General features: G+C 38.9%; 17 protein-coding genes. 2 read left to right on the forward strand and 15 right to left on the reverse strand.

Features of this window, described 5'->3' with window-relative positions:
- Window positions 1–18: 18 nt before the first annotated feature.
- The 4 genes from AC0VZ8_RS34760 to AC0VZ8_RS34775 all read right to left on the reverse strand — a co-directional run bounded on the left by AC0VZ8_RS34760 (window position 19) and on the right by AC0VZ8_RS34775 (window position 5,045).
- Window positions 19–1,062 (reverse strand): DUF6094 domain-containing protein, encoded by a 1,044-nt coding sequence (locus tag AC0VZ8_RS34760; protein ID WP_475487881.1) that lies wholly within the window; start codon window positions 1,060–1,062, stop codon window positions 19–21.
- A gap of 74 nt (window positions 1,063–1,136) precedes the next feature.
- Entirely contained in the window at window positions 1,137–2,300 is a 1,164-nt protein-coding gene (locus AC0VZ8_RS34765) for a DNA polymerase III subunit beta (RefSeq protein WP_475487882.1), read from the reverse strand.
- Between the two features lie 217 nt (window positions 2,301–2,517).
- Entirely contained in the window at window positions 2,518–3,303 is a 786-nt protein-coding gene (locus AC0VZ8_RS34770) for a LytR/AlgR family response regulator transcription factor (RefSeq protein WP_475487883.1), read from the reverse strand.
- A 35-nt stretch (window positions 3,304–3,338) separates the two neighbouring features.
- Complete coding sequence (locus AC0VZ8_RS34775; RefSeq protein ID WP_475487884.1) at window positions 3,339–5,045, reverse strand: sensor histidine kinase; 1,707 nt, start codon at window positions 5,043–5,045, stop codon at window positions 3,339–3,341.
- A 160-nt stretch (window positions 5,046–5,205) separates the two neighbouring features.
- Here AC0VZ8_RS34775 and AC0VZ8_RS34780 point away from each other — a divergent pair, with 160 nt between their 5' ends.
- On the forward strand, window positions 5,206–5,688 hold the full coding sequence (locus AC0VZ8_RS34780) for a hypothetical protein (protein ID WP_260069526.1): 483 nt from the start codon (window positions 5,206–5,208) through the stop codon (window positions 5,686–5,688).
- Between the two features lie 270 nt (window positions 5,689–5,958).
- On the opposite strand, the gene AC0VZ8_RS34785 is transcribed toward AC0VZ8_RS34780, so the two are convergent.
- From AC0VZ8_RS34785 to AC0VZ8_RS34800, 4 genes are all read right to left on the reverse strand, one after another.
- Entirely contained in the window at window positions 5,959–6,288 is a 330-nt protein-coding gene (locus tag AC0VZ8_RS34785) for a hypothetical protein (protein WP_475487885.1), read from the reverse strand.
- Between the two features lie 117 nt (window positions 6,289–6,405).
- Complete coding sequence (locus tag AC0VZ8_RS34790; RefSeq protein ID WP_475487886.1) at window positions 6,406–6,639, reverse strand: hypothetical protein; 234 nt, start codon at window positions 6,637–6,639, stop codon at window positions 6,406–6,408.
- A gap of 83 nt (window positions 6,640–6,722) precedes the next feature.
- Window positions 6,723–7,973: a toprim domain-containing protein gene (locus AC0VZ8_RS34795; RefSeq protein WP_475487887.1), complete on the reverse strand. Its 1,251-nt coding sequence runs from the start codon at window positions 7,971–7,973 to the stop codon at window positions 6,723–6,725.
- A gap of 16 nt (window positions 7,974–7,989) precedes the next feature.
- On the reverse strand, window positions 7,990–8,934 hold the full coding sequence (locus tag AC0VZ8_RS34800) for a hypothetical protein (protein WP_475487888.1): 945 nt from the start codon (window positions 8,932–8,934) through the stop codon (window positions 7,990–7,992).
- A 347-nt stretch (window positions 8,935–9,281) separates the two neighbouring features.
- On the opposite strand from AC0VZ8_RS34800, the gene AC0VZ8_RS34805 reads away from it, so the two are divergent.
- Complete coding sequence (locus AC0VZ8_RS34805) at window positions 9,282–10,382, forward strand: replication initiation protein (RefSeq protein ID WP_475487889.1); 1,101 nt, start codon at window positions 9,282–9,284, stop codon at window positions 10,380–10,382.
- Between the two features lie 144 nt (window positions 10,383–10,526).
- On the opposite strand, the gene AC0VZ8_RS34810 is transcribed toward AC0VZ8_RS34805, so the two are convergent.
- The 7 genes from AC0VZ8_RS34810 to AC0VZ8_RS34840 all read right to left on the reverse strand — a co-directional run bounded on the left by AC0VZ8_RS34810 (window position 10,527) and on the right by AC0VZ8_RS34840 (window position 17,389).
- Window positions 10,527–11,609, reverse strand: coding sequence for a glycosyltransferase family protein (locus tag AC0VZ8_RS34810; RefSeq protein WP_475487890.1), 1,083 nt, complete (start codon window positions 11,607–11,609; stop codon window positions 10,527–10,529).
- A complete protein-coding gene (locus tag AC0VZ8_RS34815) occupies window positions 11,606–12,541 on the reverse strand; it encodes a phosphoenolpyruvate carboxykinase (ATP) (protein WP_475487891.1) in 936 nt (311 codons plus the stop codon). The genes AC0VZ8_RS34810 and AC0VZ8_RS34815 overlap by 4 nt, the downstream gene beginning before the upstream one ends.
- A 50-nt stretch (window positions 12,542–12,591) precedes the next feature.
- Window positions 12,592–13,038, reverse strand: a complete 447-nt coding sequence (locus AC0VZ8_RS34820) for a GNAT family N-acetyltransferase (protein ID WP_475487892.1) — start codon at window positions 13,036–13,038, stop codon at window positions 12,592–12,594.
- 130 nt (window positions 13,039–13,168) lie between these two features.
- The gene (gene asnB, locus AC0VZ8_RS34825) at window positions 13,169–15,022 is read right to left on the reverse strand and encodes an asparagine synthase (glutamine-hydrolyzing) (protein ID WP_475487893.1); all 1,854 of its coding nucleotides are present in this window, start codon (window positions 15,020–15,022) and stop codon (window positions 13,169–13,171) included.
- Window positions 15,010–15,888 carry a hypothetical protein gene (locus AC0VZ8_RS34830; RefSeq protein WP_475487894.1) on the reverse strand — a complete coding sequence of 293 codons (879 nt, stop codon included), beginning with the start codon at window positions 15,886–15,888 and terminating at the stop codon, window positions 15,010–15,012. The genes asnB and AC0VZ8_RS34830 overlap by 13 nt, the downstream gene beginning before the upstream one ends.
- A complete protein-coding gene (locus AC0VZ8_RS34835) occupies window positions 15,852–16,400 on the reverse strand; it encodes a S24/S26 family peptidase (RefSeq protein ID WP_475487895.1) in 549 nt (182 codons plus the stop codon). The genes AC0VZ8_RS34830 and AC0VZ8_RS34835 overlap by 37 nt, the downstream gene beginning before the upstream one ends.
- On the reverse strand, window positions 16,397–17,389 hold the full coding sequence (locus AC0VZ8_RS34840; RefSeq protein ID WP_475487896.1) for a phosphoenolpyruvate carboxykinase (ATP): 993 nt from the start codon (window positions 17,387–17,389) through the stop codon (window positions 16,397–16,399). The genes AC0VZ8_RS34835 and AC0VZ8_RS34840 overlap by 4 nt, the downstream gene beginning before the upstream one ends.
- Between the last annotated feature and the right edge of the window lie 3 nt (window positions 17,390–17,392).

The raw sequence follows: 17,392 nt of genomic DNA on the forward strand, positions 1-17,392 counted from the left end.
TTCTGAAATCTCAAGCTGTTAGCTTTGAATCGTACGAATATTACCTGCTCGATCCACGATCCGGAACGTGATTTTAAAGGTCTCCCTTGTCGTCTCAATAGTTTCGTCACCGACCTTTTCAACCTCGGTTAGGGCTTCCTTCTTCACGATTCCTTTGAGAACGTGAAGAAGATCTCCGCTCCCGACTTTCCCATTTAATCGCCCTGAAGCCATGCGCAACACCCTGTGCATTTCCTTGTCGGGAAGAAGGGGCTGCAACTTCAAAGCAGGAGCCTTGGGAGTTGTCCATTCCATACCTCTGCGCGATAATGAGGAATTACAAGATACCATTCTCAATTGGTCGACATCCATTAACATAGACCTGAAGTATTTCGGGGTTATGTTACCCGCCGGCACCTTATAGTACGGTTCCTCGGATTCAGGTAAACGATTAAGCTCCATACCTTCAGCAACCAAACCAAGAATTCGCTGCACTTCCGGTCGATTAATGAATTTGACGGATCGTTTACGGCCAAACACATACACTTGGCCGAAAGTATCGTCATGAGATTGGTACACCTTGATATCATCCAGGTTGGTAACCAGCAAAGTTACAATATCCTTTGTCATTCGTCGCCTTGGGATGTTATAGATGAGTATTCCGTCCGCAGCTAAGTACTGCATAATGTGACGAAGAAACACCTTCTCTTTACGCTCACGCTTCATCTCTTCCGATTCCGAATCGTCATCATAGGGTGGATTCAGGTAGATTAGCCTAAAATAGTCTTTCGAAATTCGGCATTGCTCATAGCCGCCATAACACGAATGATGAACACGTTCTCTAAGCTCCAGGTACTTCTCTTCATTGGGTTCAACTCCAAAGGTAACGGCCATTGAGCTTTCCGTAAGGATTTCCAGCGCTCGACCGCTTCCTGCACAGAAGTCTGCGACGGAAAATGGCCGTTGCGGGTAGTGCAACAAATTTCTGACACAGACCATATCTTTCTCCGTCGTCTCGAAGTTTCCCATTCGAATCTTGTTCCTCACGATACGATCGAACATCCGCTTCATGTTGTCGGACATATTTATCATCCCCCTGAAAGAAAATAGAAAAGCCGCGCATACGCGCAGCTCTTTTTGGGCAACCCTGTAATTTACTATCTAACGGGCAATACAACGTTCATTACCGATAGATCTCCATCATACAAAACAAATGATGGGGTACCAGGTCCCGTGATGTTGAATAGAACATCATTCACGTCCCGATCACTAACTGAAAGTGCATCCCTCAAATAACGACCGTTGAACCTCACACCGTCCATGCCTTCGTCTACATAGGATCCCTCGATGGATTCAATAATTTCACCAGTTTGGCTTACTGATTTCACAATCAGTTCCCCGTTGTCTCCGCGCAAAAAATAAACACGATGGTTTTCAGACTCGAGTGACAACATTCGGTTTAATGTGTCATCAAGCCGGTTGAGAGGAATCTTTGCAACGTATAATTCCTCTGGCATTTGGCAAAGAGAATTAACATCAGGAAAGCTCCCCTCCAATAGTCTTCCAAAGTACACCGTATTACTGCTTCTATCCCGAAGAATGACATGGTGTCCAGTGATGGCCATGTCCATCCTCTCCGAAGTTTTAAATGTATCCACGATGTTTTTGAAATTCAATGCATCGATTACGCCACCATTGAAATGATCCTTAGGTACTTTTACGTCGGTGATGAGACGGTATAGCCGGTGCCTATTTGTCGAAACAAAGCCAAGTCTACCTTCCACGGAGAAGATGTTAATACCGCAAAGGATTGCTGTTGTTGCATCAGTTGAGGCAAATCGTTGAGCTGCTGCCCCCTTTCGCAATACATCAATGGGGATCGAGATAAACTCTGCTCCGGCCAATGATGGGAGCTGTGGGTACTCATCTGGATCCAGTACCTTAAGGGATGCAGATCCACGATTTCCGTATGATATTTTTACAGAGTCTTCACTCACGCTGAATGACAATGGCCCACTCGGTAAACGCTTTACCAACTCTATGCCTTCCCTCGACGGAAATAAGTAACTACCATCCAGGCCACCAGTATTCTCTACCTGCAGCATCATAAGAACTGCCTGAGAATCAGACATCGCCGTAACGAAGAGCACATTATCTTTCAAATCGAATCGAATACATTTCAATATTGGAATCATGCTGCTCTTCGGAACTACCTTTGCACATGTAGCTAACACATTCATAATGGCTTCATGTTCGACGGTAAACGAAGCCCCCTCCGCTTTAACGACCGTACCGACATGTTCCTTTACTGCTGTTGCCATCGTTTAATTCCTCCTTGTTTTTGAGCACAAAAAAAACCGTGGAAACAAAAAAACACACCTTAGGCGTGTCTTTGTTCTCCACGGCAGTTTCATGCCTCATATTTATTTCCCCATAAAAAGGGAGTACTCGCTCACCTGCCGAAATGATAGCGGCGGTGAAAAAAATGGTAAATCGGTAATATCAATATTATATTTAAATAAGAGCGGTCCTGCAAGACTAGACACCGATCGCAGGTAATCCTGTTTTCAGCTCACGCTGCCTTACTAAAAATTCGTCGTAATTATTCCTTGAAAGTAAAATACGTGTTGTTGAATTCCGCATTGTAATTAGATAATTGCCTTGAGTTACGGGATCGGGAAGAACCTCATCTACATAAATCAAATTCACCAGGAAACTTCGATGAGGGCAAAAAATGATTCGAGACGTTTGATCCATGATCTTTTTTAAAGGAGTTCTCGTCTCGACAACTTTCCCATCTTTTAAGTAGATCTTTATCATTTTCATATCATTAATCTTTTCAGCGTAGAGAACCTTTTTCTCGTTAACCGATATATCCCGACGCCTTGATGTAACGGTGATCATATTCATATTTTCTTCCTGCAGCGTACTCAGCATGTTATCTGCTTTCAACTGGATGATCGCTTTCTGGATGGCCTTTTCTAATCGTTGATAGGTAACTGGCTTCACAATATAATCAACGGAGTCTAATTCATAACTTAATAACAGATGAGTTGAACTGCTCGATCCTGTAACGAAAATTATCTTTGATGAAGTACCACTCTCCCGAAGGACACGGTATGCAGAAATTCCGTCCATTTTCTCGAGCCCAATATCAAGAAGGACTATGTCCGGTTGGTGCATAACACAACTTTCAATCAATCGAGAACCGGAAGATACCATATCTATAACAGTATGGCCCATTTTTTCGACAAACATTTTTAGCTTACTGCGCTGAGCATACCCATCTTCTGCAATGATAACCGCATAATTTCTATCCACCATGAAACACCTCTACTCCTGTGCAGTACTATTACCTACTATTCCCCTATCGGCAGCCATACATTAAACTGAATATACCCATCTTCCGGAAGTTCATAATGAAGACTTCCCTTGTTACGTTTAACCCGCTCCCGAACAATGTTTAAGCCAATTCCAGTGCTGTTCTTCGTGGATTCTCGCGGTAAGAACGTTTGCTCAATTAAATCAACCGACATTTGCTGCTTCACTTTGTTTCTAACTGAGAATCGAAACTCACAGTTCCGTATTTCTCCGTTAAGCACAACCAGGCGTCGGTCCGGATTCATTTTTAGCACTTCATCAAAGGCATTATCGAGTAAGTTTCCAAGAATTTTTACAACATCTACCTTTCGGGAACCTGTAAGAATTGGTTTTGATCCTGTCAAATTAGTAAGCTCAAATTTAAAAGTAATGTTCTCAGCCATTGCTTTTGAGTATTTTGATAAAATCAGAGCAGATATTTCAGGAACACCGATATCGATAATTTCATTTATTGTTGCTGTCTCCTCTACTATTTCATTGATGTAAGCCTTAGCATCATCAAAATACTCCAGCTCAAGTAGACCATGCAAAGTATCCAAGTGATTATGAAAATCATGGCGCTGTCCCCTTACCTCAATCCATAGAGGATCCGTAGTACTTTCATGATGCTCCAAAGACGCCACAACAGGTTCCTTCTGGAATTTTGCAATTAGTTTATATAATGCACAAACGAAGACTCCAATAAGCGTTAAAATCAAGGAGAGAGTCGCATACTTCAGTATATAATCCTTGAATACATGGTTCGTGTGATCCAAGTTACCTGTAATGCTGATGATATATGTATAGCCATTTGTATCCTGACAATGATAAAACGTTTTCACGATTTTATGATTCTTTATCTCAGCCCTATAGGATGTATTCTCTCTTGCTTCAACCACTTTCTGAATATATTTCAAATCCCTCGGATCTTCGAATACATTCGTGCCAAATAGTAACTCTATTTTTCTAGGACTCCATTCTCCCGAGTTTTCTTGGTCATTTCGACTACTGCGCGCCGGATTATCCCAAAAGACGGCGATATCAAACAATACCCCTTCTTCCTCACGAAGCATAGTTTCTATGTACTTATTAAGATCCATTCCCTGCTCAATCAGGTAAGAGTATCCATTATCTACATAAGGATTAATAATGTAGTTAGTTCTTCCATCGTAGTAAAAGCCGTTTTTATAAAGAGCATGAGAATTAAGAGCACCAGCTATTGGCTGATCTGACCAGTAATTCTTAAGTTTTGACCCTTCCAAATGCTCTAAATTCAATAACTGCCGAAATGCCGTGTTATAAGTATCAGAACTAGGAGGTCGCATGCCTACCCGAGATGGTTCGGATGATCGGACTACTATAAAATCATTCCCTCTTGGCGCGATCAGCGAGATCATGTTGATATCTAGGTATTCCGCGAGATCACTAAGCTGATCATTAGAAACATCTTCATATGATTCAGGAATATTATTCGAGATCGCAATCGCTGTATTTCGAAGCGAATGCGCTAACAGAGAATCTGATATTTCTATACTCTTACTAAATTTTTGAATTTCTGAATCTAGCAGCTTCGAAGTGATAGTCATTTCACTTGACACGCGTTCAAAAAAGGTCTTTTTACTTATATTATCGAACATAAACAGGTTTGTTAATAGGAATAAAATAATAGTTATCGTGAACAACCACGCAATCGTCCGACTGGACATACAGATAATTACCCCCTAAGACCCACCCCCTTTTACCTATATTTTCAACATTTCAGGTCGCTTTAACCCCATTTCAGGCCGTTTTTATTCCAACACTCACTAATCTGATATACACTGCAAATAAGAACGCTCGCAATCAGGCAAAGGGGGTCCGTATTCTATGAGTCGCGTTTCTTATTTAGTCATTTATGAAGGAGATCGAGCTGCGTCGAATGTGGCAGCCTACGTACCAATTCTAGACTTAGAAATTATCGGTGATACCTACGAAGAGGTACGTTACCTTGTTCAAGAGATTATGAATCAGGAAATAACATCACTTGCTGCTTCTGGCCTGCTGATTCCAGAAGATAACGCTAAAACCGAGACGATTGTAATGGCTGGCGGTAAATTCCCGATTTTGTATGAGACAAATGGAAGTATGTCTCATCATAAAGCTTATATTCCTGGTTTTCGTATTCAAGTCCAAGGCTTATCATTTGAAGATGTTCAACGGAAGGTTAGAATTCTATTGCAGGAAGAGATAAACACACGAAGAGAAAGTAATAATCCAGTGCCACAAGATTTTGTCCAGATCGACTGGGTAACAATTGCACAACGAGTTATTCACCCCTCGGTACAATCAAAAACTTTACAAATATCCTAGTATTTATTAAAACACTGATAATGTCAAAAAGTTTGTTCTAATGTCGAAAATACTCAATCTCAAAAAATCAAAAAAAGCGAGGGCCAACAAGGCTCTCGCTTTCAATTTCTCGTTTATTTAATACTTTAAGTTATTCGACATTATTCGTTTCTATGTATCAGTTAATGCTGGTATACGAACAATTAATTTCGTTAATATCCATTTTCATCAGACATTTATGTTCATGTTGCTCTGGAAGGCTGCCTTACAGCGTTGGGCAGCTCCTTTTTATTATAGTTCATCGGGATCTCCCATAATCTCATGAGGGTACAATTGGCTTTTGATAAGGTGATATGCATCCTTCCGATCGTATAAAGGAGCATATCTATACCGTTTATCATCATTTGTTCCTCTCCCTGCTAACGCGATATGACGGAAAGCTGATGGTTTTTCACGTCCACTTGCCAGAATCGGAACGCCCAGGTCATTACAACGACTCTTTGTCAGTAGCACCGCAAATGGATATGGCGTATCTGTCCAGCGCTTAGAAATTGAGTTGTAATATGGCAATCCCGTTTCTAACACTTCTTCCTTTGCGTACCAGCCTTTTTTATTGGGCATTGTCTTCATCCTCCATAAGCTAAAAATCCGGATCTTTCGGGTAGTAACCCCTTTATTTTCTCGCCTGACTGTGTCCATATTCAAATGGGGAGAATTACTCTCCCCATACCATAAATACTAGTTATTCTTTTTAAGTGCCACTACCAAATTATCAATTTTATAATAAGCAATCACAGGAGGATTGGCATCCGGAAAAACGCAAAGAGCCCTGACACCACTCCTCGCTGTTTCAATGACGACACCGGTTCCGTAATGCTTATACTTTTTATGGACCACTCTATCCCTCTCCTTAGGGGCCTGCTGAGTTTGGGATAATTGTTCTCCAAAGGTTGGATTGGTCTGGATAACCATAAACATTCCCCCTACTTTTATGACAAATCATCTCTAGAGCATCAATCAGTCGGCCAGCATTCTGGAAGGAACGACGAAGAATTTTAAGCCAACAGAGAGGACACCTGCGGAACATAATTTGCTCTTAAAAGATCATCGATTCCTTTACCTAAAGATACATCCCACATCGCAAGACTCAGTGCCATATCGCTCTCTTTAGCAAAAAATTCTGCACAGAGTTCTAAAGAACGTTGAACTTCTGGTGTTGTAACAGCGTCAGCATCATATGCTAGAACGACATGCTTGCAACCGAGCTGTTTAAGTGGTTCAAGAGCTAATCTGAAAGCTCCTGTTCCTGGTATAGCCATAAACGGCTTTACCATCATATCCGAAGCAAGGTCTGCTTTCATTGCTCCCTCAGTGATCCAAATTTCCGAGCAGTCAATAAGGCCACTAGGATCCTCGCCTGTTTTCCAGTACGGTAAACATGGATACGGTAACGCCAGATGGACCGGAAGCGGTCCACCTATTGAGGCTCCATTTAATTTTGAACCACTACTCCACCACCAGTACTTGGTACCTTGCTGCAATCGTACACTAAAGACGAATTGCCCTGACTTGGAATTGCATATCTTCTTATCCTTCTCAGTAAGGATCACTTCAAGGGTCTTGTCCTGGACTTGAAGCGAGCATCTCGCTCGTCTCAAGCCGTTAGGAAGAGGTTCAACCTCTTCCAAGATGTCCCCTTTTATAGAACCTTCCATCGTTAATTCCAGTTTTGGCTTATCTACACGTATCTGCCAGCCTATGATCTCATTTAAAATCGAACGAAACGGAACCATCAACCCCGTATCGCCGGCCATCGTCCAATACGGCCCATATCGTCCCTCTTGAGCGAAAAAGCCTGGAACGCCCAATAAGTCCGTATCACTGCTTATGCGACCAATGACGCCTTTAGCGACCTTGTAACGATCACGATCCGGCATAGTCCGATATTCTCTCAAACGAATGGACTGGTCATCCATCATTCGATCGTTCAGCAGATGGTTAGCATGCTTTGCAGATAACGGTATTTCTCTCGTTAAGGCACGGTATACACGATTAAGATGGTCGTTTGAACGTTTTTCTACGGCATTTGAAACCTCTACCTCGATCTTTTCCCGAGGGATACGTTCCGTCAAATAATGAGTATACTGTCGACCAATATCTGTATCCTTAAATTTATCAGATGGTACCCGCATGCAATGGACAATGGTCTGGTCCTCATTGATCCCACACCACCCTTTCTTCCCGCAAATCGGGCATTGAGACATAATCTCATACCATCCAACATGTCTTGTTCTACGTAGCCTCATGCCTTAACTCCTTTCTTTAAGAAACCTGTTGATCCTCAATCTCTTGTTTAAAATGCATTTCAACCAAACGCAGTTGTCCGACCTCAAGTGAATTAAACCGCCCATTAAAGGTGACTTTTAGTAATTGGGAGATTCGATTTTTCACGTAGGTTTGATCAAATCCCTTTGTAAGATTGATCAATTGGTTTATTAGTGAATTTTTCATTTTGACCGGATCATCTGGTTCACTTGTCTGTTTAGTAGTCGTGCGAGAGAAATCACGATCGAGATCCTGGACATCTCCTCTGTCATTCTGATTCATCACCTTAGATCTCCTCTCATTTTTCAGATCCTCCAGCGCCTTCTGCCTAGATATGTCGATGAACATATCCTCGAAAGACGTTAGGCCGGATCCAATACATCCGTATCCTGCCTGAGCGAGTGATCGCCCTACCGCGCTTGTCGTGGCATTTTCAATTGGATTTGTCGCATCGACGCCGGTACCTCCAAATCCGATCACAGCTCGATCACGTGTTTTAACTCGCTGACCCTTTTTGTTGAGTCCATCAAATACGCATTCAATGACCCAATGAGTTCCGATCTGCTCCGCGTAGGTTTCTAGTGTGTACCCGCTGCCATGCTCTTGGTGTACGTCAATCATTTCCGTAATGCGGCCTTCTACGTCCACATATGGCCTGAACGTTTCAACAAATGTCTTACTGTGGTACGAATGCAGGCCACGTCTCCGCTGCTCATCCGTTAGAAAGAATTCCTTATCCCAGATTTTCTCATTTCTTGAGAGAATCCGGATATGTTTGTGATATTTAGCCGGGACCGAATCATATACCTGTTGAATATGATCTTTGGCTAGTTTACGTTTTTCAAGTGCCATGCCTAGTAGATGATCTGCCAGGCCACCACTAAGTTCTTTTTTTTGAGATTCACTACCATCATGTTGCCTACGCCCATGGTTTCCAGCCATGTAAACATTCCTCCTCGAAGATTGTTTAGTTTCCCTCTTTCCTGTGCTGATCATGGATCCATGATCGTGCCTCCTTCACCTGTTTATGATCAAAAAAGGAGCCCATCAAATGATAAGCTCCGAAAAATGGACGCAAAAAAAGCACATACTTCTAGCGCATGCACCCTGCAAATCCACTACCTATTTGCCATAAACAGCTTCTCGCTCTCCGCCGAAATTGTTAGTCAGCAGAGAAAATCAATTCATCTTTCTTATAATACCTCGATTATAACATCTTCCACCGATAGAGAAAAGTTACGTCCTATACAAATCTAAAGTATAATAGCGTAAGAGGTGGTGTCCAGCATATGTCATATAAGGCGTCCTATTTTGGGCTGCAGAAAATTACCCTTACTGAGATCAAAATCCTCCTTTGGCTTTCCGATGTGATCCGTTGGAACCTCACACCTTTTCATTCCTATGAGGCTACACTTGCTGATCTATCCCAGCGTATGGGGCGGAAAAGCATTAAATATTCAGAACTGAAATCAAGCCTGAACCATCTGGCGACACAAGAGATTACCATTCACGCCGGCAGTGTAGAATTCGAGAAGAAACTAATAGAAAATTTAGAATTATCTCGTGGATCAGTTATCAAGTTTCGGATGCACGCCTCTGTGGAGATTTTGTTTCTCCGTATTGCCAAACTGTTTAATTCCGATGAAATCGACTTACTATTGAAGGCTAAGAGCAGCTTTACGATTAAGCTATACTCACTGATTCGTGACAGCATTTGGGCCGGCGAGGTGGTCTCCTTAGAAAATTTAAGGGCCATGCTTGGGGTGCATCATCAATATCCGCGATACGCCAATTTTAAAGCGAGAATATTAGCCCCAGCCATCGAAGAGATCAAGGAACTGCTCGGGTTATCGATTAACATTGTAGAACATAAAACGGCCGGCAATCGCATAATTGGCCTGCAGTTCCACCTTTCCCGATTTCTCACTCATGCTCACCTGGATATCAATCAAGAATACTTTTTTGATCAAGCCAGACTCTTCACTGGGTTCTTAGGGGTCAAGCTTACCCCAGATCTATATTCCAAGTGGCTGAGGAAGGGAGAATACGCCTTCATTATAGCCCTCGACTATGTACAAACCCGGATTGATGGGATCCGGCAGCCAGTGCCGTATTTATCAAAACTGATTGATACCGGATCCTATGGCCAACCTTTAAATGGCCTGCGGCCAGAGGAGTATCTGCTCATTCGTGATTTCCTGGAACCCTTCCGCGGTACTACCAGCTTCACCCCTCATTTTGTGATCGAAAATGAATTAAAAAAGTTATGCAGTGAAAAAGGATTTAAACAGAGAGCGGATCAGATCTGGCTCAAGTCCAAAGAAAAGATCATCAACGATATTAATAGTTATGTAACCCACACTCGAAAAAAGAAATACGCCGACGATTAACTGTGACCCACAAAGAGGATTCTTTGAAAAAAGTATCCCTTTTGTGGGTCTGTTGTGTTTAAAAATAAGAGCTATAAGCTGATGGATTGATACCGATTATTTGCTTTAACGAATAAGACTTTTGCTTTTTAATTAATAAGCTCATTATAAAGCTATCCTTAAGATTTGTTGTATTCTATTACCAAATGTATGGTTATTTAAAACATTTTTTTTCCCTTTCCTAATAATTTCATTTCGAATATTGTCATGTGCCCTGTAATATTTTATTTTTTCATTTAAATCATCCAAGTCGTAATAACATATAATTTCATCTTCCTCAAATAAATCGTAAAGCCCCGCGCGATAATCCGTCAGTAGAAACCCATGTGCACCAATAACATCAAATATACGAGAGTTTAATGCGTTTTGCATGTGCTGGGACGATATATTAATGTTAATTTTCGATCTGGCATAAACCTTTTCCCAAACAGTATGGTATGGTACAGGAGGAAAAGCACTTTCACCAAAATGGCTTTCCCATCTTTTACCGAACACGATTATATCAGGTACTCCTTTTAAATAACAAAGTCTTTTTAGATAAGTATGGATCATTCCGATTTTGCTAATAAACAGTTCTTTCTTAAATTTATAAAGGCTACTCCCTTTAGCTGAAACTACATAACGTTTGTATAATTCCTGAATGTAATCGCATGATTCAATAAGGGCTTTAACACTTAAGTTAAGATCGGCCTTCCCTAGAATCTCAATGACAGAATTTCGCTCTTGAGAATTTATCATCTCAAACAAATAATACTCATTATTTTTATAAATCTGTGATAACATATTGTTTCCTACAAACGTCACTTCATATTTATATGACTGGTGAATGCGCTGATTATAAATGAAAGAAGATTTAGCCAATGGCAAAAAAAACACATTCTCATATTCTGGTTTTAGTAAATCTATGTATTCAAAATCAGTTACAAAAATATAGTCTGCTTGTCTTGCACCGAAGCTATTCCAAAGTTGTGTCCAAACAGGTCTCTCCCCAATCCAGGTTACAAGAGGAATGTCATTAAGACTTGAATCAATATCATAACGAATGTCATTTACACAAAATATCAAATCTGGCTTTCTATCATTTTTTTCATAATGATAAATGACATCTAAACCTATTTTTTGAAACGCATGTACAGCCTCAACAAAAAAATAGTTCTCCAGAGAACCTATACATAACACACGTTTCATGTATTATCACCTGCAAACATTTTTCGTACATAATCTCTAAAAGTGTTTGGATTACGTTCGGATTCGATAACAATGTTGGTACTGCTTCGAGCATTGTTTAGAAAAGTGTGCCATACAGCATGTTCACTAAATTCTTCGCTGGAACGGTAACCGGATGGATCTCTTGACAAAAAGTATAAATCATAATCTCTTCCTCTCCACTGATAAATAGAATCACTTGGAAATAACTCCTTCTCTTCAATCCCAATCTTATAGTTATAGTTAAGCCTTTCGTCAGTAAAAACAACTTCCGGCACACCCTCTTCGTACTTTGTTAATTCAGGAATCAATATCGATGTGCCTGCTCGAAAAGTAATAGGTATCCCTAAAGACGATGCAACTAGCTCTTTATCTTTAAAAGAAATAAATATTCGATCATCAGAGATAATTGGACATCCTAATAGACCAAGTGCTATTGCAAATGAGCTTTTACCTACACTTTCCTCACCCAACAAAATAGTGCAACTTCCTCGATTTACAACAGCAGCAGCATGTAATGATAAAACTTCGTTTAAAGAACACTGATTAATAATACAATCCCGAAGAACTTGTACCATCAGTTTCCAGGAGTCGATATTATCGGTATATAAATGTACATCCAGAGAACCTCCATTAAGGATAATCCAGCGCCCGGGAGAAAAATGACACTCAGTGGTGTTGAGTTTTCCAACCAAATACTCCCCGTCAATAACCGTTTGCTGCTCTTTAATGTTTCTTGCAAAAGGATCATAACTATTATGTTGGATTATATTAATAAGTAAATCTGGAACCCTGTCTACTCGATCTGTTTTTAAACTGCGAAAGTATTGAGCAATAAAAGATAGTATCCGATAGTCACCGCCATTAAAGCAAACTTTTTTTTCGCAAATTTCCAGAAAAGCACGAGCCATCATAAACAATCACATCCTCTCTTCAGTCAGTATAGTACCTATATATACTTTTGCTAGCGCTTAATCTTCTTATAAAAAACCATTGTCCACAAATCAAAGTTATGTCCAGTGTAGAAGTTAATAATTTTCATAAAATCTTTTGTTGCAGAACTTAAAATAATGTATTCGATTCCTCTTTCGTGTAGAACATTCTCTACATAACAATACAACTTGCTACCAATTCCTTTATCTCTCCACGGCGAATCTACATAAAGTTCATCAACTTCGAAATACTGTGAATTACATGGAAGTACACTCATGGATTCTGAAAATTTTACGGTGCCGGACAAGTAACCAATAATTTGTCCGGCGCAACTACAAATCCAAACATCAGACTTTTTGTAGTCATCCTTTTTTCCTGCTACAAGCCCATAAGTTATATTTTCAACTTCCCATTTACGTGACAAATTAACGACCTCAATGATATCGTTATCTTGAGCTTCCCCAAAATATAAATCCATATTTCTCTACTACTCCTTTCAAATAGAGATTACAGTGTATTATTAATAATTTCATTTAATCTTGGATTTTGAGCTAAAACTAATGTTTTAAGGCAGCAAATAAAGCAAAATCCTAATGGTTAGTTGGAACTTATGTTGTCCACTCAATATTTTCTTTTTGTATGTACACAGCTCTGTCAAATGATTTATCTGGCAACATCCCAAAAAAATATGAGCTTTCAGATAATAAAGCTAAGTTTATTAATGTTGATAGTACTTCAACTCCTTCATGGTTTGGATGTTGACTAACTAGTGCCACTATGTCATCGAACATATCACTATTTAAATAACCATCTTTATTAAACGCACTGGTTTGCCGTGCTATTTCAATAATTGACTCTTTATTGTTAGATTTGAAGAATAATATATCACTAAAATATTTAAATGAACTACCAGAAGATTTACCATGGAAGAAAGGAACCTTTTTCCTGTCCACGATATTTTTCGGCAAATATTTTCTAGAAACAATTCGCAATATTTCTTTGTTATTTAATAAAGATCCTTGAAGTTGTTGAGGTATACTCCACAATAGAGAAACAATCTCCTTTCCTAGAAACGGAACGCGGTTTTCTAATCCATATTTAGCACTAATCCTATCCTCTAGGCGTAAGTTGTATCTCCTAAGTATTTTTAGTCTTCTATGTAACTCCTTTTCCCATAGTCCCTTACCTATGTCCCCCAAAAAAGAGCTGTTATTCCAATTAATAAAATCAACGAGTTCGGGTTTAATTCTATTTGTTATCAATAAGTGTTTAAAATATTCGTCCTGAATTGTATGTTTTAAGTATAAATCTAAACTAGTCTCTCCCAATTCATTTACAAAAAGTGATGAATATCCTCCATTAAATTCATCACTACCTTGACCAGAAATAATGACCTTATACCCTTGTTGTGAAACTTCCTTGAGTAATTTATTTTTAAGTATATGCTCAGTCCTTAACTCGGGATTTTCATAAAATCGTAGTAAATTTAAATAGTCATCTCTTGCTTCTTCTAACTCCGAAGTGTAGACTTCAACTAAGTCTATATTTAAATAGTTTGCTACCTGTTTCGCAGCGTCCAATTCACCATTTTCAATTGTACTTTTATTTACAAGAACAAAGGACGCACTTGGTTTAGTTGATGAAAGAGCACATAAAATCGAAGAATCTAGTCCTCCACTTAAGGAAACTGCGTAGCCATTTTCTAAGTTGGTTTGTCTACTTATACTTTCAACTAGTATGGTTTCATATTGACTTATGAATTCGGAATAACCAAAATCTGACGGAGTATATTTGAACTTATACCAATTTATCACAGTTTCATCACTTTCAGAGAATATTATCGCAGAGCCTGGCTCTAGCTCATTTATCCCATGCCAGCAAGTACCATTTACAGAAGATGGTTGACCTATCATGCTTAGAGCATTTAACCAATGAAACTCGGTTTTTTTTCCTAGAAGTAAATGCACTGACTTAATATCAGTACCAAAGGCAACTTTCTTACCATCCCTGCCCCAGAACATGGGTTTTATCCCCAAATTATCACGTGCAAGTATGACTTTGTTTAACGAGAGATCCCTATAAACTATTGCAAACATCCCATCAATTTTCTTAAGAAAATCTACTCCTCCCTCTTCTAACCCGTGAAGAATTACTTCTCCATCACTAGCTGTAGAAAATTCATGCCTTTTTCTAAGCTCTGAATATAACTCATCATAATTGTATACTTCACCTATATAAATTAGATATTTTTTCTTATCCTCACTTATTAATGGTTGCTCAGCATCTGGTCCACCAACTACAGGGAGCCTTGCATGAATACAAGACATAAATGGATCGCATACAAATGTCTTTGTTCCAGGACCACGTGCAGATACATCTGCTGAGACACCAGGAAAGCTCCTTAAAGAAGTAATATAATCGGTTACCTTTCCGAATTCAGTAATACCAGCTAACCCGCACATAAATTTATCCCCCCTAACCAATGAATTGAGTTGGATTTAATAATTGAAGAACTATACTTTGATTTAAACCTAAGAAGCCCTAGATCATCTTCATCCACATTACCCCAATTAATTATTTCTAAGCCTTTAATCTGAGATAGATATATAAAATGAAAGTAAAGAAAATCGTTTGCGTATAAATGAGTAGTAAGTGGATTATAACCGTGTACCAACATATAAATTACATTATCCACACAAATCCCAAACATCCCCGAGATGGATTCCTGGCCATGCATAACTAGAAGGCCTATCCCTTTACCTTCCAGATATGCATGTTCAAAGAAATCCACTTGATTCTCCTTATTCTTTTTGGAGTCCTTTGCACCTAAATTTAAGTTATTCACTAATTCCCTAATACAATAAAAGTCTTTTTTCGAGTTTGCGACTTTTATTTGAAGATTATTATTTTTTGCCTTAGTGATTGCCTTTTTTATTTTATTGGAAGGTTTCCAGTTAGCAAGCTCCAGTAAACAAGTAGACATCCCCCTTGAAACCCAACCATGATTATGATTAAATTGTTTCAAGAGATTAAATGGAAGTCCATGAATACTTATTGTATCCACCCCCCATTCTCTAGATAAATATTCAGGATCAGACAACTGCTTTATTATTTTCTCATTCTCTAGATTAGGCATTATTATTTCAGAGAAAACTATATCGTTAAGAGATGCCTCAATTAAATTTATATTAATAGTTACTTCTCTTTTTAAACCATACCAAGGATTATCTTTAGAATTTAAATAACAAGAATTCGTGAATTCAGTAGAATATGCATTAATATATTTTGTGACTAATTCTGCCGAAAAATTCCTTTTAATATGGGCCAAATTAAATGCCACCTTCTTTTTCTAATATAATTTCGTAAGGTAAGAGCTCGTTTATTTAAGGAAACTTTCTTCTTCTTAACCACACCAACTATACCGTTAATATTAATTGGTAAATCGGGTTCTGGAGAATTATCCCCCTGAAGAATATATGTGTTTCCACATTTTTCTTTGATTCGATGAACGATTAACTTCTCTTTTAGAATAGCTAGAACAATTTCGTCTTGTTTTAATTCCCTCGTAATGGGTACTATTGTAACTTTCTCTCCCTCTACCAATACCGGTATCATACTTTTCCCAACTACTTCAAATTCAAACTCACGATATTTTTCCAGCACCATTTTCCATACTTGAGGCAATGTACCTAAGAATAAGTGTCCCTGTTCAATTCTTTTTTGAATATCACTGTACTGGTAACCATATGTGTTCATGATGAAATTATACTTGTCTTCTTCCTCTGGAACTTCTGTTATGGTTCCATTTCGAAAGTTAATTACAAATTCTTTTGCTTTCACAAAATAGGCCCCTTTAAAAAATTTCTTACTATTTGATTAAAATGTCTAAACTCTCCAAAAGAAAATGAAAATTCCCACTTATCTATTCTGTTTAATAACTGCAAGGCGCTATTGCCAATGGAATTAGCGAATATTAAATCGGAGCTGCTTAATTTTTCTAAGGCTTTAACCGAGTTGATATTGTTCCATGAACCAGGGTTTATTTCGTGTGATTTCGATAAAAAGGCAATTCCGGTTAAAGTTGAAACTTGACGAAGTCTTTTTGAGTTAAATGTTTCTTCAACATTCACTCCAATTTTGTGATTGTATCTTCTATTAACGTTTGAATAAATATCTGGATCAACTTCATTCTCATATCTATTGAGTGTTTGAATCATATTGCTGGTTCCTGCCCGAAAAGTTATTGGAGTCCCTAGCGAGCTAACCTCAACGTTATCTTCGAGTGATATAAACACTCGATCATCCGTAAGAATATTCGCACCTTCTGCAGTTATCCCTAATGCAAGAGTACTCTTTCCTACCCCACTAGGACCAGAAATAAGCACATTCCCCCAATTGGTTTGAACACATGCTGCATGTAATGAGTAAATATCCCAAGTAGAAGAATTAATAACAAGTGCAGTTGTTAACGCTTGATTTAAAACATCCCAATGTTTCAACCAAGCTTCATTGTGTTTTTCCAATTCAATAACTATCTTATTAGGGAATACCTTTACAAACCAATTACCTGGCGACTCCAATATTACACATTCATTTAATTGGCCTATTTGATAAATACCCGGTATAATTATTTGTGGTTTATAGATTGCTGAATTATTTTTTAACCATCCAAACTCTATTCTCCTTATTTTGCCCTCATAGTCACTTTGGGGGGTTAAAGCAGAGTAAAAATCCAAAAAATACTTTCGTATTTTTTCAGGTCCACCACAAAAAATATATGCTTTACTTCCTATCTCCCACTTTGCCCATTCCTTTATTCCAGGATTCAAGCA

The organism is Paenibacillus sp. QJM3NY_38, assembly GCF_056173265.1.